25 protein-coding genes are annotated in these 23,225 nt (G+C 69.0%); 13 read left to right on the top strand and 12 right to left on the bottom strand.

Annotated elements, in window-relative coordinates:
- Nucleotides 1–1,168, top strand: a 1,168-nt coding sequence (locus WBP48_RS01675) for a DNA recombination protein RmuC (RefSeq protein ID WP_424435125.1), incomplete at its 5' end; no start/stop codon positions are given.
- A 10-nt stretch (nucleotides 1,169–1,178) separates the two neighbouring features.
- On the opposite strand, the gene WBP48_RS01680 is transcribed toward WBP48_RS01675, so the two are convergent.
- Both WBP48_RS01680 and glpX read right to left on the bottom strand, forming a co-directional pair.
- Complete coding sequence (locus WBP48_RS01680; protein WP_424435128.1) at nucleotides 1,179–1,370, bottom strand: UDP-N-acetylmuramyl pentapeptide phosphotransferase; 192 nt, start codon at nucleotides 1,368–1,370, stop codon at nucleotides 1,179–1,181.
- A 111-nt stretch (nucleotides 1,371–1,481) separates the two neighbouring features.
- Nucleotides 1,482–2,471, bottom strand: coding sequence for a class II fructose-bisphosphatase (gene glpX / locus WBP48_RS01685; RefSeq protein WP_424435131.1), 990 nt, complete (start codon nucleotides 2,469–2,471; stop codon nucleotides 1,482–1,484).
- A 186-nt stretch (nucleotides 2,472–2,657) separates the two neighbouring features.
- Here glpX and fbaA point away from each other — a divergent pair, with 186 nt between their 5' ends.
- Nucleotides 2,658–3,689, top strand: coding sequence for a class II fructose-bisphosphate aldolase (fbaA, locus tag WBP48_RS01690; protein ID WP_424435134.1), 1,032 nt, complete (start codon nucleotides 2,658–2,660; stop codon nucleotides 3,687–3,689).
- A gap of 253 nt (nucleotides 3,690–3,942) precedes the next feature.
- Here fbaA and WBP48_RS01695 read toward each other — a convergent pair whose 3' ends face one another.
- Nucleotides 3,943–4,506 (bottom strand): DUF6264 family protein, encoded by a 564-nt coding sequence (locus tag WBP48_RS01695; protein WP_424435137.1) that lies wholly within the window; start codon nucleotides 4,504–4,506, stop codon nucleotides 3,943–3,945.
- The gene (locus WBP48_RS01700) at nucleotides 4,503–5,543 is read right to left on the bottom strand and encodes a 4-hydroxy-3-methylbut-2-enyl diphosphate reductase (RefSeq protein WP_424435206.1); all 1,041 of its coding nucleotides are present in this window, start codon (nucleotides 5,541–5,543) and stop codon (nucleotides 4,503–4,505) included. The genes WBP48_RS01695 and WBP48_RS01700 overlap by 4 nt, the downstream gene beginning before the upstream one ends.
- 105 nt (nucleotides 5,544–5,648) lie before the next feature.
- On the opposite strand from WBP48_RS01700, the gene xseA reads away from it, so the two are divergent.
- Genes xseA through WBP48_RS01735 form a run of 7 tightly spaced genes read left to right on the top strand, consistent with a single transcriptional unit; the run spans nucleotide 5,649 to nucleotide 11,538 of the window.
- Nucleotides 5,649–6,938, top strand: a complete 1,290-nt coding sequence (xseA, locus tag WBP48_RS01705) for an exodeoxyribonuclease VII large subunit (RefSeq protein ID WP_424435140.1) — start codon at nucleotides 5,649–5,651, stop codon at nucleotides 6,936–6,938.
- Between the two features lie 12 nt (nucleotides 6,939–6,950).
- Nucleotides 6,951–7,181 (top strand): exodeoxyribonuclease VII small subunit, encoded by a 231-nt coding sequence (locus tag WBP48_RS01710; protein WP_424435143.1) that lies wholly within the window; start codon nucleotides 6,951–6,953, stop codon nucleotides 7,179–7,181.
- Nucleotides 7,181–7,810 carry a DUF4245 family protein gene (locus tag WBP48_RS01715; RefSeq protein ID WP_424435209.1) on the top strand — a complete coding sequence of 210 codons (630 nt, stop codon included), beginning with the start codon at nucleotides 7,181–7,183 and terminating at the stop codon, nucleotides 7,808–7,810. The genes WBP48_RS01710 and WBP48_RS01715 overlap by 1 nt, the downstream gene beginning before the upstream one ends.
- Entirely contained in the window at nucleotides 7,807–8,454 is a 648-nt protein-coding gene (locus WBP48_RS01720) for a carbonic anhydrase (protein WP_424435146.1), read from the top strand. Before WBP48_RS01715 ends, WBP48_RS01720 begins: the two co-directional genes overlap by 4 nt.
- 45 nt (nucleotides 8,455–8,499) lie before the next feature.
- Nucleotides 8,500–9,897: a class II fumarate hydratase gene (locus tag WBP48_RS01725; RefSeq protein WP_424435149.1), complete on the top strand. Its 1,398-nt coding sequence runs from the start codon at nucleotides 8,500–8,502 to the stop codon at nucleotides 9,895–9,897.
- A gap of 31 nt (nucleotides 9,898–9,928) precedes the next feature.
- On the top strand, nucleotides 9,929–10,885 hold the full coding sequence (locus tag WBP48_RS01730) for a sensor histidine kinase (RefSeq protein ID WP_424435152.1): 957 nt from the start codon (nucleotides 9,929–9,931) through the stop codon (nucleotides 10,883–10,885).
- Nucleotides 10,882–11,538 carry a response regulator transcription factor gene (locus tag WBP48_RS01735; protein WP_424435155.1) on the top strand — a complete coding sequence of 219 codons (657 nt, stop codon included), beginning with the start codon at nucleotides 10,882–10,884 and terminating at the stop codon, nucleotides 11,536–11,538. Before WBP48_RS01730 ends, WBP48_RS01735 begins: the two co-directional genes overlap by 4 nt.
- Before the next feature lie 46 nt (nucleotides 11,539–11,584).
- Here WBP48_RS01735 and WBP48_RS01740 read toward each other — a convergent pair whose 3' ends face one another.
- The 3 genes from WBP48_RS01740 to WBP48_RS01750 form a co-directional block, all read right to left on the bottom strand.
- Entirely contained in the window at nucleotides 11,585–12,940 is a 1,356-nt protein-coding gene (locus WBP48_RS01740) for a PhoH family protein (RefSeq protein WP_424435158.1), read from the bottom strand.
- A 165-nt stretch (nucleotides 12,941–13,105) separates the two neighbouring features.
- Nucleotides 13,106–14,398 (bottom strand): aminotransferase class V-fold PLP-dependent enzyme, encoded by a 1,293-nt coding sequence (locus WBP48_RS01745; RefSeq protein ID WP_424435161.1) that lies wholly within the window; start codon nucleotides 14,396–14,398, stop codon nucleotides 13,106–13,108.
- A 75-nt stretch (nucleotides 14,399–14,473) separates the two neighbouring features.
- Entirely contained in the window at nucleotides 14,474–15,259 is a 786-nt protein-coding gene (locus WBP48_RS01750; protein WP_424435164.1) for an isoprenyl transferase, read from the bottom strand.
- Nucleotides 15,260–15,371: 112 nt separating this feature from the next.
- Here WBP48_RS01750 and trhA point away from each other — a divergent pair, with 112 nt between their 5' ends.
- Nucleotides 15,372–16,076, top strand: coding sequence for a PAQR family membrane homeostasis protein TrhA (gene trhA / locus WBP48_RS01755; protein ID WP_424435167.1), 705 nt, complete (start codon nucleotides 15,372–15,374; stop codon nucleotides 16,074–16,076).
- 36 nt (nucleotides 16,077–16,112) lie between these two features.
- Here the strand turns inward: trhA and WBP48_RS01760 are convergent, their stop codons facing one another.
- Complete coding sequence (locus WBP48_RS01760) at nucleotides 16,113–16,403, bottom strand: hypothetical protein (protein ID WP_424435170.1); 291 nt, start codon at nucleotides 16,401–16,403, stop codon at nucleotides 16,113–16,115.
- Between the two features lie 134 nt (nucleotides 16,404–16,537).
- Here WBP48_RS01760 and WBP48_RS01765 point away from each other — a divergent pair, with 134 nt between their 5' ends.
- Both WBP48_RS01765 and greA read left to right on the top strand, forming a co-directional pair.
- A complete protein-coding gene (locus WBP48_RS01765; protein ID WP_424435173.1) occupies nucleotides 16,538–16,942 on the top strand; it encodes a DUF4307 domain-containing protein in 405 nt (134 codons plus the stop codon).
- 164 nt (nucleotides 16,943–17,106) lie between these two features.
- The gene (gene greA, locus WBP48_RS01770) at nucleotides 17,107–17,595 is read left to right on the top strand and encodes a transcription elongation factor GreA (RefSeq protein WP_424435176.1); all 489 of its coding nucleotides are present in this window, start codon (nucleotides 17,107–17,109) and stop codon (nucleotides 17,593–17,595) included.
- Between the two features lie 46 nt (nucleotides 17,596–17,641).
- Here the strand turns inward: greA and ilvA are convergent, their stop codons facing one another.
- Together ilvA and WBP48_RS01780 are read right to left on the bottom strand one after the other, a co-directional pair.
- Entirely contained in the window at nucleotides 17,642–18,868 is a 1,227-nt protein-coding gene (gene ilvA, locus WBP48_RS01775) for a threonine ammonia-lyase (protein WP_424435179.1), read from the bottom strand.
- Nucleotides 18,865–20,070, bottom strand: coding sequence for an AI-2E family transporter (locus tag WBP48_RS01780; protein ID WP_424435182.1), 1,206 nt, complete (start codon nucleotides 20,068–20,070; stop codon nucleotides 18,865–18,867). The genes ilvA and WBP48_RS01780 overlap by 4 nt, the downstream gene beginning before the upstream one ends.
- 146 nt (nucleotides 20,071–20,216) lie before the next feature.
- Here WBP48_RS01780 and WBP48_RS01785 point away from each other — a divergent pair, with 146 nt between their 5' ends.
- A complete protein-coding gene (locus tag WBP48_RS01785; RefSeq protein WP_424435185.1) occupies nucleotides 20,217–21,494 on the top strand; it encodes a winged helix-turn-helix domain-containing protein in 1,278 nt (425 codons plus the stop codon).
- Between the two features lie 152 nt (nucleotides 21,495–21,646).
- Here WBP48_RS01785 and WBP48_RS01790 read toward each other — a convergent pair whose 3' ends face one another.
- Both WBP48_RS01790 and WBP48_RS01795 read right to left on the bottom strand, forming a co-directional pair.
- Nucleotides 21,647–22,534 carry a M48 family metalloprotease gene (locus WBP48_RS01790; RefSeq protein ID WP_424435188.1) on the bottom strand — a complete coding sequence of 296 codons (888 nt, stop codon included), beginning with the start codon at nucleotides 22,532–22,534 and terminating at the stop codon, nucleotides 21,647–21,649.
- Between the two features lie 72 nt (nucleotides 22,535–22,606).
- Nucleotides 22,607–23,173: a LemA family protein gene (locus WBP48_RS01795; protein WP_424435191.1), complete on the bottom strand. Its 567-nt coding sequence runs from the start codon at nucleotides 23,171–23,173 to the stop codon at nucleotides 22,607–22,609.
- Nucleotides 23,174–23,225 lie beyond the last annotated feature (52 nt).

Genomic DNA, 23,225 nt, shown 5'->3' on the forward strand with positions numbered 1-23,225 from the left:
GCGCGGCGCCGCGGAACGCACTGATCTTCTGACACGGCTCGCCGCGGCCGAGGCCTCCCGACGCTCCCTCGCCGAGCAACTCGACCAGCAGCGCACCCTCACCCGGGAGGTGGGTGTTCAGGCGCGAGCCGAGCAGGCCGCCCAGCAGGAGCGCGAGCGGCGCGAGCAGCACGTCCTGCGGGCGCTGGCGCCGGTGCAGGAGTCGCTGCACGCCATGCAGCTCAAGGTCGATGAGCTCGAACGGGAGCGGCACACGCAGTACGGCTCTCTCGCCGAGCAGTTGCGGCGGGCGAGCGAGGCCGATGAGGCGCTACGCGCGACGACCGAGTCGCTCGCGGGGGCGCTCCGCTCCAATGCGACTCGCGGTGTGTGGGGCGAAACCCAGCTGCGGCGGGTCGTCGAGTCGGCAGGTCTGACGCGCTACGTCGACTTCGACACGCAGGCGTCGTTGACGTCGGATGCCGGGGCGGGCCGGCCCGACCTCGTCGTACGCCTGCCCGGGGGAAAGGCGCTGGCCGTCGACGCGAAGGTGCCGCTCGACGCGTACCTCGAGGCATCCGCGATCCCCGTCACGGCGCAGGGAGAGCAGGCCGCCCGTCGGGCGCAACTCCTGCAGAAGCACGTCAAGGCGGTACGCGCGCACGTGGACGCCCTCGCCGGCAAACGGTACTGGTCGGGGCTGGACTCCAGTCCCGAGTTCGTCGTGTGTTTCATCCCCAGCGAGTCGCTGCTGGCCGCCGCACTCGAAGCGGATCCGAGCCTGCTCGACTATGCGTTCTCCCGCCGCGTCGCCCTCGCATCACCGGTGAACCTGTGGGCGGTGCTCAAGACCGTCGCCTACACCTGGACGCAGCAGGATGTCTCGACCGAGGCACGGAGGCTGTTCGATCTCGGGAACGAGCTCTATCAACGCCTCGGCGGGCTCGCCGCCCACGCTGAAGAACTCCGCCGCGCGATCGAGCGGACTGTCGACAGCTACAACCGCTTCGCCGGGTCGCTCGAATCACGGGTCCTCGTCAGCGCGCGGCGGTTCCCCGGCATCGACGACACGAAGCTCGACGCGACGGCGGGGCCGGCAGCCATCGAGAAGATTCCCCGCAAGCTCGTGGCGCCGGAGCTCACAGACGTTATCGCCGCGGACCTCGGCGACGTGCGCGACCGGCTGTAGCCGAGGCGGCTCAGCCGCCGGGGAAGAAGTTGAGGAGGCCGATGACCGACAGCGACACCGCGACGAAGGCGCCGATCATCCACCAGGCGTTGACCTGATGGCCGTCCGGCAGGCGTCGCCGCAGCAGCACATCGGGTCGTCGTGCGGGGTCCACGGGAACCGTGACCTGGCTCGTTCTGGGACTGCTCGATGCTGTGGACACTCTGACTCCCGGATGACATATGACGAACGTGTCGCCGGTGACACCGACTCACATTCTGCCAGACGCATGCCGTCATGTCCTGTGCGCAACCCGGGCAAGTGTCTCAGCCGTTCAGAGCCATTTCGAGGTGAGGTGTTCTGAGGTGATTCTGCGGAGCGTGCCGGAGTGTCCGCGGAGGACGACGGATTCGGTGTAGATGAAGTCGCCGTCGCGTCGGACGCCGGCGACGAGTTCACCGTTGGTGACGCCGGTGGCGACGAAGATGGTGTTCTTGCCGGTGACCAGGTCGTCGGCTTCGTAGACGTGGTCGTCGAGTTTGAGGCCGGCGTCGATCCCGCGTTGCTTCTCGTCGTCGTCGCGTGGCCACAGCCTTCCCTGGATGTGTCCGCCGAGCGCTTTGATCGCGCACGCGGTCGCGACGCCTTCGGGACTGCCGCCGACGCCGATGCACATGTCGGTGCGGGCATTGTGGCGTGCCGCGTTGATCCCGCCGGCGACGTCGCCGTCGCTCATCAGACGCGTGCCAGCACCGGCCTGCCGGATCTGCTCGATCAGCCGTGCGTGGCGAGGCCGGTTGAGGACCGACACGACGAGCTCATCGACCGGTTTGCCGAGGGCTTTCGCGAGGCGGTGAATGTTCTCCGCGACCGGGAGGCGGATGTCGACGACGCCGACACCGGCGGGGCCGGTGACGATCTTGTCCATGTAGAACACGCTCGACGCATCGAGCATCGAGCCACGGTCGGAGACCGCCAGCACGGACAGTGCGTTGTTGCGTCCCTCCGCGGTCAGCGACGTGCCATCGATGGGATCGACGGCGACGTCGCACTGCGGCCCCCGGCCGGTGCCGACGTGCTCGCCGTTGAACAGCATGGGCGCGTTGTCCTTCTCGCCCTCACCGATCACGATGACGCCGTCGAAGTTGACCGTCGTGAGGAACGCGCGCATCGCGTCGACGGCGGCACCGTCGGCGAGTTCCTTCTGCCCCCGCCCGATGAACGGGACGGACCGGATCGCGGCCGCCTCGGTCGCCCGCACCAGCTCCAATGCGAGGTTACGGTCGGGATGCAACGGGCTCATATCGGCACTGAGACTAACCATGCCGCCAGCCTAGGCCGCGACGGTCCACTTCGGGCGAGTTTCCACCCGCGGCGCGCGGAAGGAACCGCGTTTCTTTCTGGCGGTGCAAGCCCACTGCCGGCACCTTTTGCCTGGCCACCCCATCGCCGCCGAGCGGGGTGCTTCGCTAGGCTGAGCGTGCAATCCACGCAGACCTGAGGAGCAGAAATGCCAGTTGCCACCCCCGAGCAGTATGCCGAGATGCTGGACCGTGCGAAGGCCGGGGGCTACGCGTTCCCCGCGATCAACGCCGCCAGCTCGCAGTCGATCAACGCCGTCCTGCAGGGGCTCACCGAGGCGGGTTCGGACGGGATCATCCAGGTCACCACCGGTGGTGCGGATTACTTCGCCGGCCACACCGTCAAGGCCCGCGCGACCGGCGCACTCGCGTTCGCGAAGTTCGCGACCGAGGTCGCCAAGAGCTACCCGATCACCGTCGCCCTCCACACCGACCACTGCCCCAAGCCCGCGCTCGAAGACTTCGTGCTGCCGCTGATCGCAGCATCCGAAGAAGAAGTCAAAGCCGGCCGCAACCCGATCTTCCAGTCCCACATGTGGGACGGGTCGGCGGTCCCCCTCGACGAGAACATCGAGATCGCGAAGGAACTGCTGCCGCGCATCAAGAACATCAACGCGATCCTCGAAGTCGAGATCGGTGTCGTCGGCGGCGAAGAGGACGGCGTCAAGCACGAAGGGACCAACGACGCCCTCTACACGACCACCGGCGATGTCGCGAAGTTCGTCGACGCGCTCGGCCTGGGCGAGAACGGCCGCTACATCGCCGCGCTCACCTTCGGGAACGTCCACGGCGTGTACAAGCCGGGCAACGTCAAGCTCAAGCCCGAACTGCTCGGCGAGATCCAGGCCGGCATCGCCGAGAAGTTCGGCACCGGGGTCAAGCCGCTCGACCTCGTCTTCCACGGCGGCAGCGGCTCCACTCCGGAAGAGATCGCCCTCGCCGTGGCCAACGGGGTCGTGAAGATGAACATCGACACCGACACCCAGTACGCGTTCACCCGCTCGGTCGCGGGCTTCATGTTCACCCACTACGACGGCGTCCTCAAGGTCGACGGCGAAGTCGGCAACAAGAAGGCATACGACCCGCGCGCGTGGGGCAAGGTCGCCGAATCCGGCATGGCCGCCCGCGTCGTCGAAGCCACCCAGCAGCTCGGCTCCGCCGGTCACTCCATCAGCGCCTGACCACCCGACGCCCGCGCAGTCGAAAGCGGCATGCGCGCCCCGGAAACTTGGGCGCCCATGCCGCTTTCACGTGACTCGAAAGACGGATGCGGAGGGCTCGCGCGCGCTGCGCGGCGCCACGATTCACCGACTTGCCGTGAATGATCGTCCCAGGGCCCGCGATTCCGGCAGAACCCGGCAAGCCCCGGTGGTGCATCGACCGAAGCCGGCAGCCCGGGCGGGAGCGGGCTGCCGCTCGCGCCCGCCGAACCGGCTACGCGCCGAGGGAGCCCGCGATGGCCGGGTCGCCCAGCAGCGGCACGGTCAGGCACACGCTCGCAACAACGAACGTCGCGATCGCGCCGACGAGCGGGATCCACCAGCTCACGCGCCGCGCCATAAGGGATCGCCACGAGATGAGCGCCGTCGCCACCCACCCGACGAGGAAAGCGATCGCGCCGATCCGACCCCACACCTCCCCCTGGGTGGTGTTGGTGAAGGTCGCGTCGATTCCCGCGAGACGCATCCACGTCTGCGCGAACTCGGCGAAATCCCACAACTGCGGTACGGTGCTCATCACCGTGACGAGACCGTAACCCAGCAGCGCGAGCGTGATGATCCGGTCCGCGGTACGCGACGGTCGCGCGGCCACGGCCGTGTGCGGATGCCGGTGCGAGACCGGCGCCGGAGCCGGCGATGCGGAGACCTGCGGCAGCGGCTCGCGAATCGCCGCGCGCTGCTCTTCGGGCGTCGCATACTCGCCATAACGAGGACTGGGCCCAGGTGGCTCAGCACGGCGCGGCCGCGGCTCGTCCGGCGGCGGGTCCGCATCGGTCACGGTCGCGACCTTCCCCCCAGGGCACGCTCGTCACGCTGTCCGCTGGAGTCCTGCCGCAACTCCTTCGGGAGCGAGAACATGAGGTCCTCCTCGGCAGTACGCACCTGCTCGACATCCGCGTACCCGGCGTCGGCGAGCGCCGCGAGCACGTCCCGCACGAGCACCTCGGGGACCGAGGCGCCGCTCGTGACGCCGACTGTGGCGACGCCGTCGAGCCACGACTGCTGGATCTCGTGCGCGTAGTCCACGCGGTGAGCCGCCCGCGCGCCGTACTCGAGGGCGACCTCGACGAGTCGCACCGAGTTGGACGAGTTGGACGATCCCACCACGATCACGAGGTCGGCATCCTTCGCCACCTTCTTGATCGCGACCTGCCGGTTCTGCGTCGCGTAACAGATGTCATCGGACGGGGGGTCGTGCAGTTCGGGGAACCGCTCGCGCAGCCGACGCACCGTCTCCATGGTCTCGTCGACCGACAGGGTGGTCTGCGACAGCCAGACGACCTTGGCGGGATCCTTCACGACGACGCGGTCTGCCTCGTCGGGCGAGCCCACGATGGTGACCTGCTCGGGTGCCTCCCCCGCGGTGCCCTCGACCTCTTCGTGACCGCCGTGCCCGATCAGCAGGATCTCGAAGTCGTCGCGCGCGAACCGCACCGCCTCGCGGTGCACTTTCGTCACGAGCGGGCATGTCGCATCGATCGCCCGCAGTCCGCGAGCGGATGCCGCGTTCACGACCGCCGGCGACACGCCGTGCGCGCTGAAGACGAGGTGCGCACCGGTCGGGACCTCGTCGACCTCATCGACGAAGATCGCACCCTTGGCCTCCAGTTCGGTGACGACGTGGATGTTGTGGACGATCTGCTTGCGCACGTAGACGGGCGCCCCGTAGCGCTCGAGCGCCTTCTCGACGGCGATCACGGCACGGTCGACCCCCGCGCAGTAGCCGCGCGGCGCGGCCAGCAGCACCTTCTTGTGTCCGGGGACCGGGTTATCCTGAAGCCGTCCGTGCGGACCGGAAACCACTCCGGATACCATCGCCGGAATCCGGGGCGTGGGAAGGCGGACGGCGGTGCTGGTCACCCCTCGATTGTAGAGAGCGCACGCTGAGCGGTGGCCGCACGCGCGGCGGAAAGGGTTGCCATGGCCTCGTTCGAGCCCACCCGGAGCCGCGCCCCGGGCCAGGCGCCACCGCCGGACTCGGTGCACCCGCGGGACTCCTCCCCCGATGCGCCGACATCGGTCTCGCGGCTGAACGAGACGATCCGCGGCTTCGTCGCGAACTGGGGATCGGTCTGGGTCGAGGGCGAGATCACAGCATGGAACCTCCGCGGCGGACACGTCTTCGGGCGCTTGAAGGATGCCGGTGGCGATGCCCTGATCTCGTTCCGGCTGTGGTCCTCCACACTCCAGCGCCTGCCTGATGATCTGAAGACCGGCGATCGTGTCGTCGCGTGCGTCAAGAGCGACTACTTCGTCAAGTCCGGCGACTTCACCTTCACCGTCTCCGCGATGCGGCACACCGGACTCGGGGATCAGCTGGAGCGCCTGGAGCGACTGCGCGCGCAACTGCGCGCCGAAGGGCTGTTCGATCCTGCGCGCAAGACGCGGCCGCCCTTCCTGCCGCACGTCGTCGGCCTCATCACCGGACAGCGAAGCGACGCCGAGAAGGACGTGCATCGCAATGCCGAGCTGCGGTGGCCGCAGGTGCGGTTCCGCACGATCCATGCAGCGGTGCAGGGGGAACGGTGCGTCCCCGAGACGGTCGCAGCGCTGCAGGTGCTGGATGCCGACCCCGAGGTCGACGTCATCATCATCGCCCGCGGCGGGGGCGACCCGCAGGCGCTGCTCGGTTTCAGCGATGAGCGGCTGGTGCGCGCGGTGGCGGCGGCATCCACGCCCATCGTCTCGGCGATCGGGCACGAGAACGATCACCCGTTGCTCGATGACGTCGCGGACGTGCGCGCATCGACTCCGACCGATGCCGCCAAGCGCGTCGTCCCAGACGTCGCCGAGCAGCGTGCGCTCGTGCAGCAACTGCGCGCCCGTGCGCGCACCCGGCTCACGCAACGGATCGCCCACGACATCGCGCAGCTCGAACAGCTGAGCTCGCGCCCCGTGCTGCGCACGCCGGAGTCGATCCTCACGACGCGCTCGCACGAACTTTGGACGCTCGTCTCGCGCGGCCGCGACGTCGTGACGCGTCGTTTGGATGCTGCGGATCGCCAGTGCGCCCAGTTGCGCGCGTCGCTGCGCGCGCTCTCACCCGGTGCGACCCTCGCACGCGGCTATGCCATCGCCCACGGCGGCGACGGTGTGATCGTTCGCGACGCGGCGCAGGCACCGATGGGCACGGCGGTCACCATCACCGTCGCAGAGGGCGCCTTCGCCGCGCGCTCCGAGGGTCCCGTCCCCGAGTCGGACGTGTCCTGAGGCGGTCCTAAGATGGAAGCCATGACCAGCGACAGCGCCACCGACGTCGCCGGCCTCACATTCGAGCAGGCGAGAGATGAGCTCGTGCGCGTTGTCGCCGAACTCGAGCAGGGCGCGCCGACGCTCGAGCAGTCACTGACGCTATGGACCCGTGGCGAGGCCCTCGCCGCCCGCTGCGAGGAATGGCTGCTCGGCGCGAAGCGCATGCTCGATGCCGCCCGACCCACGGATGCCGCGTCGTGATGGCTTCGGGACCGCGCATCGTCGCCGAGCTCGGTCGGCCCGAGACGCCGCAGGAGACCGCCGAACGCAAGGCCGAGTCATCGCAGGCGTATCGGCAGAGCAAGACCGTCCGCAACCTCGTCGCCGCGCTCCTGGTCACCTTGGCGGTCGTCGCCATCGTGTACTTCGGCGTGCCGCGCGGTTCCTTCGACGAGCCTGAGCCGGTCGATGTCGCCGCTGCCGCCGAGAACGCCTCGGCATCCGTCGGACACACGGTGCTCGTACCGACCGTGCCGGAGAACTGGCGTGCGAACTCCGCGCGCATGGAGGGCGGCATGTGGCGCGTCGTCTATGCGCCGCCAAGCGGCTTCGTGCGCGTCGCGCAGGGGATCGACGCTCCGGAGTCGTGGACGTCCCGGATCCTCGGCGGTCTCGCTCCCACGGACGCCGTGACGATCGACGGGATCGAGTGGCACGAGTACGAGATCCCCTCGTCCTCGCGCACCGACGCGCTGTCCTACGCGATCTCGACGGATGCCGGGGCCGACACGGTCCTGATCTACGGAGCCACCGACGCGGCCACAGCCGCCGTCGCGGCCGCCGGTGTCACAGACCAGATCCTGAGCCTGCGCGAGGAGACGACCCGATGAGACCGATCGGCGAGCGGCCGAGCCCCGCTACCGTATGGACCGAGTTGCGCGAGGGCAACGAGCGCTTCGTGTCGGGCGCTCCCCGGCATCCGCGCCAGGATGTGGACCGGCGGCACGAGCTCGCGAGCGCGCAGAAGCCGCGCGCGGCGCTGTTCGGCTGCTCCGACTCGCGCCTGGCAGCCGAGATCATCTTCGATCAGGGTCTGGGCGACCTGTTCGTCGTGCGCAACGCCGGACAGGTCGCGTCGGACTCCGCCATTGCGAGTCTGGAGTATGCCGTCGCCGTGCTCGACGTGTCGGTCGTCATCGTCCTCGCCCACGACGACTGCGGCGCCGTCCGCGCCGCGATCGACTCCACCGCGCTGGAGTCCCCCGAGCTGCCACCGCACATCTGGCGCCTCATCGCCAAGATCGTGCCCGCCGCCCGCAGCGTGCTGCGCGGCAGCGAAGTGATCGACCCCCGCGAGCTCGACGCCGAGCTCGTCGGCCGTGCGCATCTCGGCAACACGATCGACGACGTGTTGGCGAGCTCGCGCCTGATCTCCGACGCCGTCGCCGCGGGGAGCCTCGCGATCGTCGGCGCCAACTACCGCCTGAACGAAGGCCGAGCGATTCCCCATGTGATGGTCGGACTCGACGCCTGAGACCCACCACCGACGAACACACCAGGAAACGAGGACGTGACCGCTATGACCGACACCGCCGAGTACCGAATCGAGCACGACACGATGGGCGAGGTGCGCGTGCCGAAGGACGCGCTGTACGCCGCCCAGACCCAGCGCGCCGTCGAGAACTTCCCGATCTCCGGCACGGGGCTCGAATCGACGCAGATCGCGGCACTGGCGCGCATCAAGAAGGCGGCGGCCCTCGCCAACAAGGAACTCGGCACACTCGACGCCGCCATCGCGGATGCCATTGCGTGGGCCGCGGACGAGGTCATCACGGGGCGCTACGACGCCCACTTCCCGGTCGATACCTACCAGACCGGTTCCGGAACGAGCTCGAACATGAACATGAACGAGGTGCTCGCGTCCCTGGCGAGCACGCACCTCGGTGCCGCGGTCCACCCGAACGACCACGTCAACGCGTCGCAGTCGTCCAACGACGTGTTCCCGACCTCCGTGCACATCGCGGTCACGCAGGCCCTCATCGACGACCTGATCCCGGCTCTCGATCACCTCGCGGTCGCTCTCGAGGCGAAGGCCGAGCTGTGGAAGGATGCCGTGAAATCCGGCCGCACGCACCTCATGGACGCCACGCCGGTCACCCTCGGCCAGGAGTTCGGCGGGTACGCGAGGCAGATCCGCCTCGGCATCGAGCGGGTGCAGGGGGTCCTTCCCCACGTCGGCGAAGTGCCGCTCGGCGGCACCGCCGTGGGCACCGGGATCAACACGCCTCTCGGGTTCCCGCAGAAGGTTCTGGCACTACTGGCCGCCGAGACCGAGTTGCCCATCACCGAGGCGAAGAACCACTTCGAAGCGCAGGCGAACCGCGACGGGCTCGTCGAGGCATCCGGCGTCCTGCGCACGATTGCGGTCTCGCTCACGAAGATCAACAACGACCTGCGGTGGATGGGCTCGGGCCCCAACACCGGGCTCGGCGAACTGCACATCCCGGACCTGCAGCCGGGATCGTCGATCATGCCCGGCAAGGTGAATCCGGTGGTCCCCGAAGCGACCCTCATGGTGTGCGCACGCGTCGTCGGAAATGACGCGACCGTCGCGTGGGCCGGCGCATCCGGTTCGTTCGAGTTGAATGTCGCGATCCCCGTCATGGGAACGGCGCTGCTGGAGTCGATCCGACTGCTGTCCAACGCGATGCGCGTGCTCGCCGACAAGACCATCGCCGGGCTCGAAGCCAACCTCGACCGTTCCGCCGCCTTCGCGGGCATGTCACCGTCCATCGTGACACCGCTGAACAAGCTCATCGGGTATGAAGCGGCCGCGAAGATCGCCAAACATGCGGTGGCGAAGGGAATCACCGTTCGCGAGGCCGTCATCGACCTCGGCTACGTCGAGCGCGGCGAGTTGACCGAGCGGCAGCTCGATGACAAGCTCGACGTGCTGTCGATGACCCGGCCGGGTTGATAATCGGAGAGTGAACCGCAAGGTCAGCGCCATGCCAACCGCCCCGGTGCGCCGGATGCGGACGTTGGGACTGATGCTCGCGGTCGTCGCGGCGGGGTTCGCCGTCACCGCCGTGGCTCTGCTCGTCGTCCACGCGGCCACGCCCCTGCCGCTGTCGTGGACCGGGGTGACCGTCTTCTCGGCATCCGCTGCAATCACCCTTGCGGTCACGGGGGTCGTGGGCTGGACGCTGCTCGACGACGCCCCGGCGCCCGAACCGGCCGAGGGGTCGTTCGATACGCAGCGCAGGCTGCTGGACGACGTGCGCCATGAGCTCAAGACGCCGATCACCATCGTGCGCGGGCACCTCGAGGTGATGGATCCCACTGATCCGGAGGACGTCGCCGCGATCCGCGAACTCGGCATCGCCGAATTGGACCGGATGACACGGCTCATCGGCGACATCGACCTGCTCGCCGCCGTCGAGACCGACCACTTCATCATGGGAGACCTCGAGCTCGCGACGCTCACCGACCGCGTTTCAGAGCTCGTAGCGGTGATTCCCGGACACGACTGGGCTACCGAGCAGACGGCCCACGGCATCATCCGCGGTGATCGTGACCGGCTGCTCCAGGCGTGGCTGCAGCTGGCTGATAACGCCGCGAAGTACACGCCGGTCGGCTCCCCGATCGAGGTGGGCAGCGCCGTGCACCCCTCCGGCGCGCAATTGTGGGTGCGCGACCACGGTCCCGGCATCCCCCCCGCCATGCGGCATCGGATCTTTCGCCGATTCGACCGCGGGTTCGGGCGACGCACCGTCGGGGGCTCTGGTCTGGGCCTTGCCATCGTCGACGCCATTGCGCGTTCGCACGGCGGCCGATGCACCGTCGCCGACACACCGGGCGGTGGGGCCACCTTCACGATGGAGATCCCGACCGGGACCCGCGCGACCCTTCCGACTCCGGTCCGCGCCGGAGACGTGGTTCTGCAGCGAGAGGCCTCCGAATGACCCGCATCCTCGTCGTGGACGATGAGCCGCACATCCTCTCCCTCGTGACCCGGGCCCTGCGCGCCGAAGGATTCGACACCGTCGACGCCGACAACGGTCACGCGGCGCTGGAACGAGCGCTCGTCGGCGACATCGACCTGGTCATTCTCGACGTGGGACTGCCGTCGATGGATGGCTTCGAAGTGCTGCGAAGCCTGCGGGCCGCCGGCGAGACGCTGCCGGTCATCATGCTGACGGCGCGCAGCGCCGCGGCCGACGCCGTGCAGGGACTGGATGCCGGGGCCAGCGACTACGTGCCGAAACCGTTCTCGGTCGCCGAGTTGACGGCGCGCGTGCGTTCGCGCATGCGCGAGCGCACCGGCACGATCACGATGGTGTTGACGCACGGCGAGGTGCGCCTCGACATCCTCGCGCGGCGCACGACGGTGGCCGGAAGGGAGATCGACCTGTCGGCGCGTGAGTTCGCCCTGGCGGAGCAGTTCATGCGCCATCCGGGCGCCGTGCTGACCCGCGAAACGCTCCTCAGCCGCGTCTGGGGCCTGGACTTCGATCCGGGATCGAACATCGTCGACGTGTACGTGCGGTACCTGCGCACCAAGCTCGGCGCGGAACACATCGTGACAGTGCGTGGCGAGGGCTACCGCTGGCAGTAGCGGCGTTGAGCGAGGAGCGCAGTGACGAGTCGAAACGCCGTGGCCGTCAGCTGAGTTCGCCCTGCTCCAACAGGTCGGTCACGAGCGCGGCGATCGCCGAGCGCTCCGAGCGGACGAGCGTGACGTGACCGAAAAGGTTGTGACCCTTCAGGGTCTCGATCACCGACGCGATGCCGTCGTGCCGACCGACGCGCAGATTGTCGCGCTGACCGACATCGTGCGTCAGCACGACTCGCGAGTTCTGGCCGATGCGGCTCAGCACGGTGAGCAGCACGTTGCGCTCGAGGGACTGCGCCTCGTCGACGATCACGAACGCATCGTGCAGCGACCGCCCGCGGATGTGCGTCAGCGGCAACACCTCCAGCATCCCCCTGGCGACGACCTCTTCGAGGACGTTGCCCGAGACGACCGAGCCGAGGGTGTCGAACACCGCCTGGCCCCACGGGTTCATCTTCTCGGCCTGGTCGCCGGGGAGGTATCCGAGCTCCTGCCCGCCGACGGCGAACAGCGGGCGGAAGACGATGATCTTCTTCTGCTGCTGCCGCTCGAGCACGGCATCCAGACCTGCGCACAGGGCGAGTGCGGACTTCCCCGTGCCGGCACGGCCGCCGAGCGACACGATGCCGACCTCGGGGTCCAGCAGCAGGTCGATCGCGATGCGCTGCTCCGCCGAGCGCCCGTGCAGACCGAAGACGTCACGATCGCCGCGGACGAGACGGTAGCCGCCGTCACCGGTGACGCGACCGAGGGCCGATCCGCGCTCGGAGTGGATGACGAGCCCGGTATTGACAGGCAGACCCTTCACTTCGTCGCTGGCGGCGACCTCGGTCTCGTACAGGTCGCTGATCTCATCGCCCGAGACGTTGATGTCCGCGATGCCGGTCCAGCCGCTGTCGACAGCCTGCTCCGCGAGGTACTCCTCGGCGTGGATGCCGAGAGACGCCGCCTTGACGCGCATGGGAAGGTCCTTGGAGACGACCGTCACCTCCTGTCCCTCGTGCGTGAGGTGCATCGCGACGGCCAGGATGCGCGTGTCGTTGTCACCGAGACGCATGCCCGCCGGGAGCACCGACGGGTCGGTGTTGGTGAGTTCGACGCGCAGCGTCCCGCCCTCGCCGACCGGTACGGGAAAATCGAGGCGACCATGCTCGACGCGGAGCTCGTCGAGATGACGCAGCGCCTGACGGGCGAAGTAGCCGATCTCGGGGTCGTGCCGCTTGCCTTCGAGCTCGGTCACGACCACGACCGGGACGACGACGGAGTGCTCGGCGAAGCGGAAGAACGCCCGCGGATCGCTCAGCAAGACCGAAGTGTCCAGCACGTAGGTGCGAAGCTCCTCATCGGCGATGTCCTCGACATGCCGGTGGCTCTGCCGCTGCTGCTGTGGTGCTCGTGTCGTCACAACCCACTCCCGCCCCGGGGGTCTCACCCGGAAATCTCGAGTCGGCCGCGAGCCACGAGTCAGTGGATGGCCGACCCGACCGGGCGCCCTGCCCGATGTCACGAAGGTACGACGGACGGACTCCCCTCGGCATCCTCGACACGCCGCGCGCAGATGACGAGGATGTTAACTCTCGTCGTCGGGGGCCACGACGATCGGGCTCTGCTCGAGCTCAGCGACCAGAACATCGTCCGCGGAGTCGGCCGCCTCCGGTGGGACACCGGTGACGTCGTCATCGAGTTCGAGCTCGTAGTCCTCGAGGAGGTCGAGCACCCCGACATCGAGTTCCCCGGTCTGCGTGTCGACCACGACGACACGCGACGCCGTCGCCTGGGCGAGGGCATCGTCGAGCAGTTGCAGACTGTCGGCCCCGGTTCCCACATGCACCGACAGGCGGATGGTCGCGCCGCGCGCGGTCACCGTGACGCCGTGGTTGGCCAGCGCCGCCGCGAGCGGTGCGGCATCCTGCGGGTCCGGCAGCAGCGTTACGATGCCGGCGTGACGGCCGCGTGGCGTCAGCACGGGTAGGCGGTGGTGATCCGCCAGCATCATGACGTCGTGCGCTCGCGAGCGCAGTTCGGCCGCGACGGCGGGGATCCCGGCATCCGTCAGTTCCCGCAGCGCCGCCGCCAGACGCGAGGCGGCCAGTGGATCACCCGAGGAGATCGTGTACGCGTCGGCATCCGTGCGCGTCGGGAAGCCCGCCGCGCCGACATCGCCCCGCATCCCGGAGACACCCGACAGCACCGGTTTGATGCGTTCCTGGGCGCGCTGCGAGAAGCGCGCGAAACCCGTGCCGCGCCCGGCCCGCAGCCACTTGTACCCGTTGCCGCAGACGACGTCGGCGGCGGCCCAGTCCACGTCCACCATGCCGAAGGCCTGCATGGCGTCGACGATGAGCAGCCGGTCGCCGATGAGCTCCCGCAGCGCCGGGAGGTCCGCCAGGGCGCCGGTGCGGAAATCGACGAGGCTCACGGCGACGGCGGTGACGTCGTCGTTGAGGGCCTCGGCGACGTCGTCGACCGTGACGATCCCGTCGAACGGGTCGATCTCGCGCACGGTCAGTCGTCCACGAGCATCCTGGGCGCGGCGCGCCGTGACCCGCAGCGACGGGAACTCCTGCGCCGAGAGGACGACGGTCCCACCGAGCCCCTGCATGGCATGAGTGAGGCCTAGCGTCGTCGAAGGTTGCAGCGTCACCTCGTCCACCGCGCAGCCGAGGACGGCGGCGACGAGCTCGCGCGCCTCATCGACGCGCGCGGCCACCAGATCGATGCCGGCGCGGCGACCGGTGCCGAGGAGTTCCGCGTCGGCGCTCATCTCCGCCCGCACCCCGGGCGACAACGGACCGAAGGCCGCCCAATCGAGGTAGCCGGCGGCGACGTCGAACGTCTCGATCAGGGCTTCCAGTTCACTCACGCCTGCCATTGTGGCACCACCGGCCCTCGTGCACCTGGGACGCCGCCGGGCGCACCACGGCCGGTCGGGAGCCGATCAGCCGCCGAAACGGCGGTCGCGCGTCGCGTAGTCGCGGATGGCACGCAAGAAGTCGACTTCACGCAGGTCCGGGCCGAGCGCTTCGACGAAGTAGAACTCCGAGTGCGCCGACTGCCACAGCAGGAAGTCGCTGAGTCGCTGCTCCCCCGACGTGCGGATCACGAGATCGGGGTCGGGCTGTCCGCCGGTGTACAGGTGTTCACCGATCTGCTCCGGCGTGAGGCTCGCAGCCAGGTCTTCGAGTGAGCCGCCGCCGGACTGGTGCTGCGCGATGATGCTCCGCACGGCATCCACGATCTCGCCGCGGCCTCCGTAGCCGACCGCGAGATTCACATGCAGGCCGGTGTTCCCCGCGGTGCGCTCCGCGGCGGTGCGCAGCACGCGCGCGAGATCAGCCGGCAGGATGTCCTCCCGGCCGACGTGCTGCACGCGCCACCCCGGCTCGCGGGAGAGGGCGTCGGCGAGTTCGGCGATGATCTCGATGAGGTCCGCGAGCTCCTTCGAGTCGCGCTTGCGCAGGTTGTCGGTCGAGAGCAGATACAGCGAGACGACGCGGATGCCGAGGTCATCGCACCACCGCAAGAACTCATGCATCTTGGCGGCGCCGGCGCGGTGGCCGTCCGCGGCGGTCGGGAACCCCGCCTGCCGTGCCCAGCGGCGGTTGCCGTCGATCATCATGGCCACGTGGTGCGGCACCGCTTGGGGCGTCAGCACCTTACGCAGCCGGGAGCTGTAGAGGCGATACAGGAAGCCCCTGCCCTCGCTCCCGGTGCTCGATGTCACCCCCCTACGCTATCGCGCCACGACCACCCCACTGCGGTACGTGCGCAGCGGGGCATGCGGCAGCGCGTAGGCTCGTGCCGTGACCCGACCTTTGCCCGATGAGGGTGCCGAAATGCCCCAGCTCCCACTGCTGGAGGCGGGGGCCGTCAGCGGCCAGGTGGAGTTGAAGCCGTCGTGGCGCGGATGGATCCACGCCGGCACGTTCCCCGTCGCGGTCGCCGCGGGCATCGTGCTGATCGTCCTGGCCGAGGGCGCGGCGGCCAAGTGGGCGTCCGCGGTGTTCATGGCGACCTCGGTTCTCCTCTTCGGCAACTCGGCGCTCTACCATCGCTTCGACTGGGCTCCGACGACCAAGGCGGTACTCAAGCGCATCGACCACGCGAACATCCTGTTACTGATCGCCGGCACCTACACGCCGATCGCGGTGCTCGCCCTGCCACCGGGCAAGGGTGCGCTGCTGCTGGTGCTGGTGTGGACGGGGGCTCTCCTCGGCATCCTGTTCCGCGTCTTCTGGATCCATGCCCCGCGTTGGCTGTACGTCGCGCTGTACCTGCTGCTGGGGTGGGCGGCTGTGATGTATCTCGTCGACCTCATGGAGGCGAACTTCGCCATGATGATCCTCGTGATCGTCGGCGGCCTGCTCTACACGGGTGGCGCGATCGTCTACGCACTCAAAAGACCCAACCCATGGCCAGGCCACTTCGGGTTCCACGAGATCTTCCACGTATGCACCGTGCTGGCATTCCTGTGCCACTGGACGGCCTGTCTGCTGATCGCGCTGCAGCCGCTCGTCCCCTCGCTCGGCGCGGCGGCCTGAGCGCGCGCGGCCCGACCGAAGCTCCCCGTCGCGACCTCAGCGCTGCGGGTCGATGTCCTGATCGTCGACGTCGGTGGCTTCCGCGGCCGCGTGCGCCTGCCGAGCCGCCTCCTCCTCGGCATCCAACTCCTCGCGGATCTCGGCGCGGTAGCCGGCACGCCGGATGCGGCGCAGCATGTCGATGATCAGAAGGATCACGACGACCGCCAGCAGCGCGATCGCGGCGAAGCCTGCGAACCCCGGGGTGACGGTATCGGGATCGACAGTCATCGACGGGCTGGGCGTCGCGAAGGCGTCTCGCACCAGCGCGAGCGGCAGTTCGAGCATCGTTCCTCAGTTCCGCGCGGAGCGCCTGGTACCAAAGTGTCCCTCCCGGGACCTGCGGCTTTCGCCACTCCACGGCGCGGGAGCGCCCCTGAAAAGCTAGCCTGGAAGTCCAGCCTAGAACCTCCGGATGTGTCATGACCCTCGCCCGTACGCCGCAGGAGCTCGACGACCGCTATGGCCGTGCCCGCGGCATCCGGGGTCGTCGCTGGGCGTGGATCGCGGTCGGTGCCCTCGCCCTCGCCACGGTCGCCTACCTCGGCTGGACGACCGTGGCGCGGTCGATGGATGCCGTCGACGTCGACGTCACGGGCTTCCAGCTCATCGATCCGCACCGCGTGACCGTCGACTTCCAAGTGACCCTGCGGCAGGGCGAGCCCGTCAGCTGCGTCATCGAGGCGCAGGACACCGAGCATGGCATCGTGGGGTGGCGAGTGGTCGAGTATCCGGCCGGTCCGGCGCACACACGGGCGTTCCGCGAAACGGTGCCTACGACGGCGGAGGCGACCACGGGTTTGGTGCCCTCGTGCTGGATCCCGTAGGCTGACGGAGAAGTGTCTCTACACGAGGCGGCTTCGCTACTCCTCCGGCGCGGCAGCGCCCGTGAGAAGAGCTAATCCGATACACACGCCCTGGCCGTTGCCGGGGCGTTTGGCTTACACCCCGCCTGGACCACCCCGATCCGACTCGACCAAAGGAGACGAACGTGCCCGAGAAGACGGAGACCTTCCTCACCCAGGACGCCTACGACCGACTCGCGGCCGAGTTGGAGCACCTGTCGACGACGGGCCGCGAGGAGATCGCCAAGCGCATCGAGGCGGCGCGCGAAGAAGGCGACCTCAAGGAGAACGGTGGCTATCACGCCGCCAAAGACGAGCAGGGCAAGCAGGAGGCACGCATCCGCACGCTGCAGCAGTTGCTGAAGGAGGCCGTCGTCGGCGAGGCCCCCGAATCCGACGGCACGGTCAAGAGCGGCACCGTCGTCACGGCGATCGTCGCGGGCGGCGATGAGGTGTTCCTCCTCGGCAGCCGCGAGATCGCGGCGGGATCGGAGCTCGACGTCTACAGCGAAGCTTCGCCGCTCGGCACCGCGATCCTCGGTCTCGCGGAGGGCGAGAAGACGTCGTACACGGCTCCCAACGGTCGGGAGATCGCCGTCGAGATCCTGAAGGTCGACACCTACAGCGGGCAGTGACTCGAGCCGGGTCGCTGCCGCACGTCGTCCCGGCTGAACCTCCCGCTCAGTCCGGGACGACGTGCGGGCGGAATCCGGCCTCCTCCAGCAGGGCGATGACGTGCGCACGATGCTCTTCACCGCGGGTCTCGACGCTCAGCTGCAGGATGACCTCGCTGATCTGCAGGCCCTGCCCGTGACGGGTGTGCAGCGCCTCGATGACGTTGGCTCCGGCGACGGCGAGCAGTTCGGAGACCCGGGCGAGTTGGCCGGGCCGGTCGGGCAGCGGGATCTGCAGGGTCATGTAGCGGCCGGATGCCGCCAGGCCATGCGCCACGACGCGCTGCAGCAGCAGCGGATCGATGTTGCCGCCCGACAGGATCACTGCGGTCGGCCCGTTCGCCGCAACCCTGCCCGACAGGATGGCCGCGACTCCTGCCGCACCGGCCGGCTCCACGACCTGTTTGGCACGCTCGAGCAGTACCAGCAGCGCGCGGGCGATGTCGTCGTCACTGACGGTGACGACCTCGTCCACCAGTTCGCTGATGATCTCGAAGGGCACATCTCCCGGACGGGCGACGGCGATGCCGTCGGCGATCGTGGGAGTGGTCGGCACCGTCAGCGGCTCGCCCGCCGCGAGCGAGGACGGGTAGGCGGCGGAGTTCTCGGCCTGCACGCCGATCACGCGCACTGTTCGACCGACGGCCACGGCCCTCGCCTTCACGGCGGCCGCGACGCCGGCGATAAGACCTCCCCCGCCGATGCCGACGACGACCGTGTCGAGTTCGGGCACGGCATCCCACAGTTCGAGGCCGAGCGTCCCCTGACCGATGATGACATCGCGGTGGTCGAACGGGTGGATGAGAACGGCGCCAGTGCGCTCGGCGTACTCCGCGGCCAGGCGCAGCGGGGTCTCCACGGTCGCGCCCTCCAGCACGACCTCGGCGCCGTAACCGCGCGTCGCGAGGAGTTTCGGCACCGGCACGCCGAGCGGCATGAAGATCGTCGCGGGAATGCCGAGCTTCTGTGCGGCGAGCGCGACACCCTGGGCGTGGTTGCCGGCGGAGGCGGCGACCACTCCGCGCGCGCGTTCTTCCGCAGTCAGGCGCGAGAGTCGATAGGTGGCGCCGCGGATCTTGAACGAGCCGGTGCGCTGGAGGTTCTCGAGCTTGAGGTGAACCGGGGCGCCCAGCACCTCGGTGAGGTGCTCGGAGACGTCGAAAGGGGTCTTGACGACCACGCCATCGAGAACGGCGGCGGCGTCCTCGAACTCCGCCAGGGTCGGGATGTTCACGCGGGGGTCCTCCTGCTGCGCGGCACGGTGCTCCAGATCAGATCGGCATCGCCGGGCGACAGCGGGGGACCTGCGCCGTCGCGATGTCGGCCGAGATAGACCGCGACGACGTTGATGAACGCGGCCAGCGGCACAGCGAACAGCGCGCCGGGGATGCCGGCGATCATGGCGCCGCCGGCGACGACGAGCACGACGGCGAGGGGGTGGACCTTGACGGCCGAGCCCATGAGCAGCGGTTGCAGGATGTGTCCCTCGATCTGCTGCACCGCCAAGACCACGAGGAGCATCCACAGCGCGATCCACGGTCCGTTGTAGACGAGCGCGAGAAAGACGGCGAGCGCACCGGTCACGATGGCGCCGACGAAAGGCACGAAGGCGCCGAGGAAGACGAGCACTCCGATCGGGATGGGCAGTGGTACACCGAGCAGGGCGGCGCCGAGGGCGATGCCGGTCGCGTCGATCGTGGCCACGAGCAGCTGCGTGCGCGCGTAGGTCACGACGGTCGCCCAGCCGGCCCGGCCCGCACCGTCGACCTCCGTGCGCGCACGCCGCGGAAACAGGCGCACGACCCACCGCCAGATGCCGGCGCCGTCGGCGAGCGTGCACAGCAGGATGAACAGGGCAAGCACGGCGCCGGTCGCGACGTGGCCGACCGTCGACCCGACGACCAGCGCTCCCGACCACAGCACCTCGGCCTGCTGCTGCAGATAGGTCCCCGCCTGCTTCAGCAGGTCGTCGATCTGGGTGGGCGTCAGGTGCAGGGGTCCGTCGATGAGGTACTGCCGGAACTGGTCCATCGCAGCGACGGTCTTGTCGCGCACGCTCCGCCATTGCTGTGTGATCTGCCAGATCGCCAGCCACAGCAGGCCACCGACGATCGCGAGCGTCCCGACCACCGACGCCACGATGGCGAGCCACCGCGGCACGCCGCGCCGTAGCATCCACGTGAACGCCGGCCACAGCAGGGCCGTCACGAGGATGGCGACCATCAACGGGATGACCAGCAGCTTGAGCTGGATCACGAGCCAGATGAGGATGCCGACGGCCACCGCCAGCACGACGAAGCGCCAGGCGTACGCGGTGGCGACCCGTAGGCCCCGCGGCAGGCCTGCGTCGATCTCGGTCGAGACACGGCGGCCCGTGAGGACGTCGAGCAGAGTGCCGCGCTCCCGCTGCTTCGCGGTGTCGTCGGAGCCGGTCATCCCGCCAGTCTAGGGCGCCGCATATGCCGCACCGCGCCTTTGCCGCGGGTGCCACGGATGCCGAAAGGGCGTGCTGTGGAGCGGAGAGCTGGCTCGCGCAGGCCCGCACTGCGGGCATGTCCGTGATGGTGTCTAGGCTGTGGCTCGTGCCCACCACCTCTCGCTCGCCGCAGCTGACCCGCCCCCAGGCGCGACGCATCGCGCTGGCCGCCCAGGGCTTCGGGCGCGCCAGGCCGTCGAGCCTCGATGCGGCCGACCCGGGCGTGCGTACGATGAACATCGCGCTGCAGCGGATGGCGGCACTGCAGATCGACTCCGTCAATGTCTTCGCCCGATCGCACTATCTGCCACTGTTCTCCCGGCTCGGTCCCTACGACACGGCACGCCTCGACCGCCTCGTGCTCGCTCGTGGGGGACCCTACACGGAGTACCGCGCACACGAGGCCGCCTTCATCCCGCGCCGCGACTGGGGGCTGTTCGCGTTTCGCATGCGGGCGATGCGCGACAAGTACGGCCCCGGCACAGACGGCTTCGTCGAGCATCACGCGCCGATCGTGCAGTGGGTGCGCGACGAACTCGCGGCGCGGGGGCCGCTGCGACCTGCCGAGTTCGACCACGAGCTGCGCCGGGTTTCGCGCGGCCCGTGGTGGGACTGGGATGCCGTAAAGAACAGCCTCGAGTACCTGTGGCTGTTCGGCGAGGTCGCGATCGCGGGGCGTCGCGGGTTCGAGCGGGTCTACGCGCTCGCCGAGCAGGTGATCCCCGATCAAGAGCGCACGGAGGTGCCCCGTGACGACGCCATCCGTGAGCTGGTGCGGCGGGCGGCCCGCGCGTCGGGGGTGGCCACGGCATCCGATCTCGCGGACTACTGGCGCATCCGCGATCGCGGCGCGATCCTCGGGGCGGTCTCCGACCTCGTCGACGCCCACGAGCTGGAGCCGGTGCGGGTCATCGGGTGGGAGCGCGCGGGCCGGTCGTTGCCCGCGTGGCGCCATCGCGATGCGAAGCTGTCGCGCCGGATCGAGGGTGCGACGATCCTGACACCCTTCGATCCGGTGGTGTGGTTCCGCGAGCGCGCGCAGCGCCTGTTCGACTTCGACTACCGCATCGAGATCTACACTCCCGCCGCGCAGCGCCGGTACGGCTATTACAGCCTGCCGGTGCTGCGGGACGACGACGTCGTCGGACGCGTCGACCTGAAAGCCGATCGCGCACGCTCAACGCTGCGCGTGCAGTCGGCGTGGTGGGAGCAGCCGGCGGCGGAAGCCGCCCATCCGCGGGAGGATGTCGAGCGGATCGCGGATGCACTGCGCTCCGCCGCGCGGTGGCAGGGCCTGGAGTCGATCTCGGTCGGACGGTGGGGAGACGCCGCAGACGATCTCGCGAGCGTGCTCGGCGGTGAGCGCCACGAGCGCGTGGTGTGAGCGAGTGAGTTTCGGGTCAGCTTTTCAGGGGCGCTGCCGCGCCGTGGGGCGAGAAAGTCTGGCACATGTTGCGAGACTTTCGCATCAGCTTTTCAGGGGCGCTGCCGCGCCGTGGGGCGAGAAAGTCTGGCACATGTTGCGAGACTTTCGAGTTAGAATCGATCGCCCATGTGCTGCAGCCGGGCGATCCGGTCGGGGATGGGCCGGTGGGTCGCGAACAGCCGTGAGACCGCACCCGGCCGCAGTGGATCGCTGATCCACAGGTGCGCCATCGACGTGTTCGGCTTCGCCAGCGGGCGGCCGTACTTCCCCAGTTTGCCGAGCGCCGACGCGAGCCCGTCGGGGTCGCGGGTCGTCAGCGCGCTGGTCGCGTCGGCGAGGTACTCGCGTTGGCGCGAGACGGATGCCTGCACGATCCCCGCCAGCAGCGGGGCGACGATCGCGGCGACGACGCCGAAGAGGAGAAAGAGCAGTTGCGATTGATTGTTGCCGCCGCGCCGGGCGCCTCCGAAGAACGCGACGCGCATGAGGACGTCGGCGATCAGGCCGACCGCCACGACCAGGCCGAACACGACGAGTGAGACCCGGATGTCGTAGTTGCGGATGTGACCGAGCTCGTGCCCCAGCACGCCCTCCAGCTCGCGGTCGGTCATGAGCTCGAACAGTCCCGTCGTAACCGTGATCGCGGCCTTGTCGGGAGTGCGCCCCGTGGCGAAGGCGTTCGGGGCCGGATCGTCGACGACGTAGAGGGTGGGCATGGGCGTGCCGGTCGTGATGCACAGGTTCTCGACGAGCCGGTAGTAGCGGGGCGCCTCGTCGCGCGTGACAACCTGCGCACCCGACAGCGCGATCGCCTCGCGGTCGGCGAGGAAGTACTGCGCCGTCGCATACCCTGCGGCGCCGACCAGCACGAATGCGCTGACCCACCAGTTGTTGCCCGCGAGCCATCCCGCGGCCAGACCGATGAGTCCGAGCACGGCGACGAAACCGCCGAGAATCAGCCAGGTGTTGCGCTTGTTCCGCGCGATCGCGGAGTACATCGGGTCAGCTCTTCAGGGGCGCTGCCGCGCCGTGGGGCGAGAAGGTCTGGCTCATGTCGCGAGACTTTCGCGTTAGAACTGAATGCGCGGCGGTTCGGCGATCGCCGCGCCGTCCACGACCTCGAAGAACTCGCGCTCATGGAAGCCGAGGTTGCGGGCGAAGAGGTTGTTCGGGAAGACCTTGATCTTGGTGTTGAGCTCGCGGACGCCCCCGTTGTAGAAGCGCCGCGAGGCCTGGATCTTGTCTTCCGTATCGACGATCGACTGCTGCAGCTGCAGGAAGTTCTGGCTCGCCTGCAACTGCGGATAGGCCTCGGCGACGGCGAACAGCGACTTCAGCGCCTGCTGCATGTGCCCCTCGGCTACTCCCGCCTCGGCGGGAGAGCCCGCCGAGAGCGTCTCGGCTCGCGCGCGGGTGACGTTCTCGAACACCGCCTTCTCGTGCGCCGCGTATCCCTTCACGGTCTCGATCAGGTTGGGCAGCAGGTCGGCGCGACGTTTGAGCTGGACAGTGATGTCACTCCACGCCTCGTCCACGCGCACATTCAGCGCAACGAGCGAGTTGTACGTCGCCCACAGGTAGATGCCGACGATCACCACCAGCGCGACGACGATCAGAACCGGGATCAGCCATTCCATAGGACTCCCATCGACTGACGCTTATCCTATCGGCGCGGTCACGGCCATCGCC

The organism is Microbacterium sp. (assembly GCF_049661145.1).
Lineage (GTDB): Bacteria > Actinomycetota > Actinomycetes > Actinomycetales > Microbacteriaceae > Microbacterium.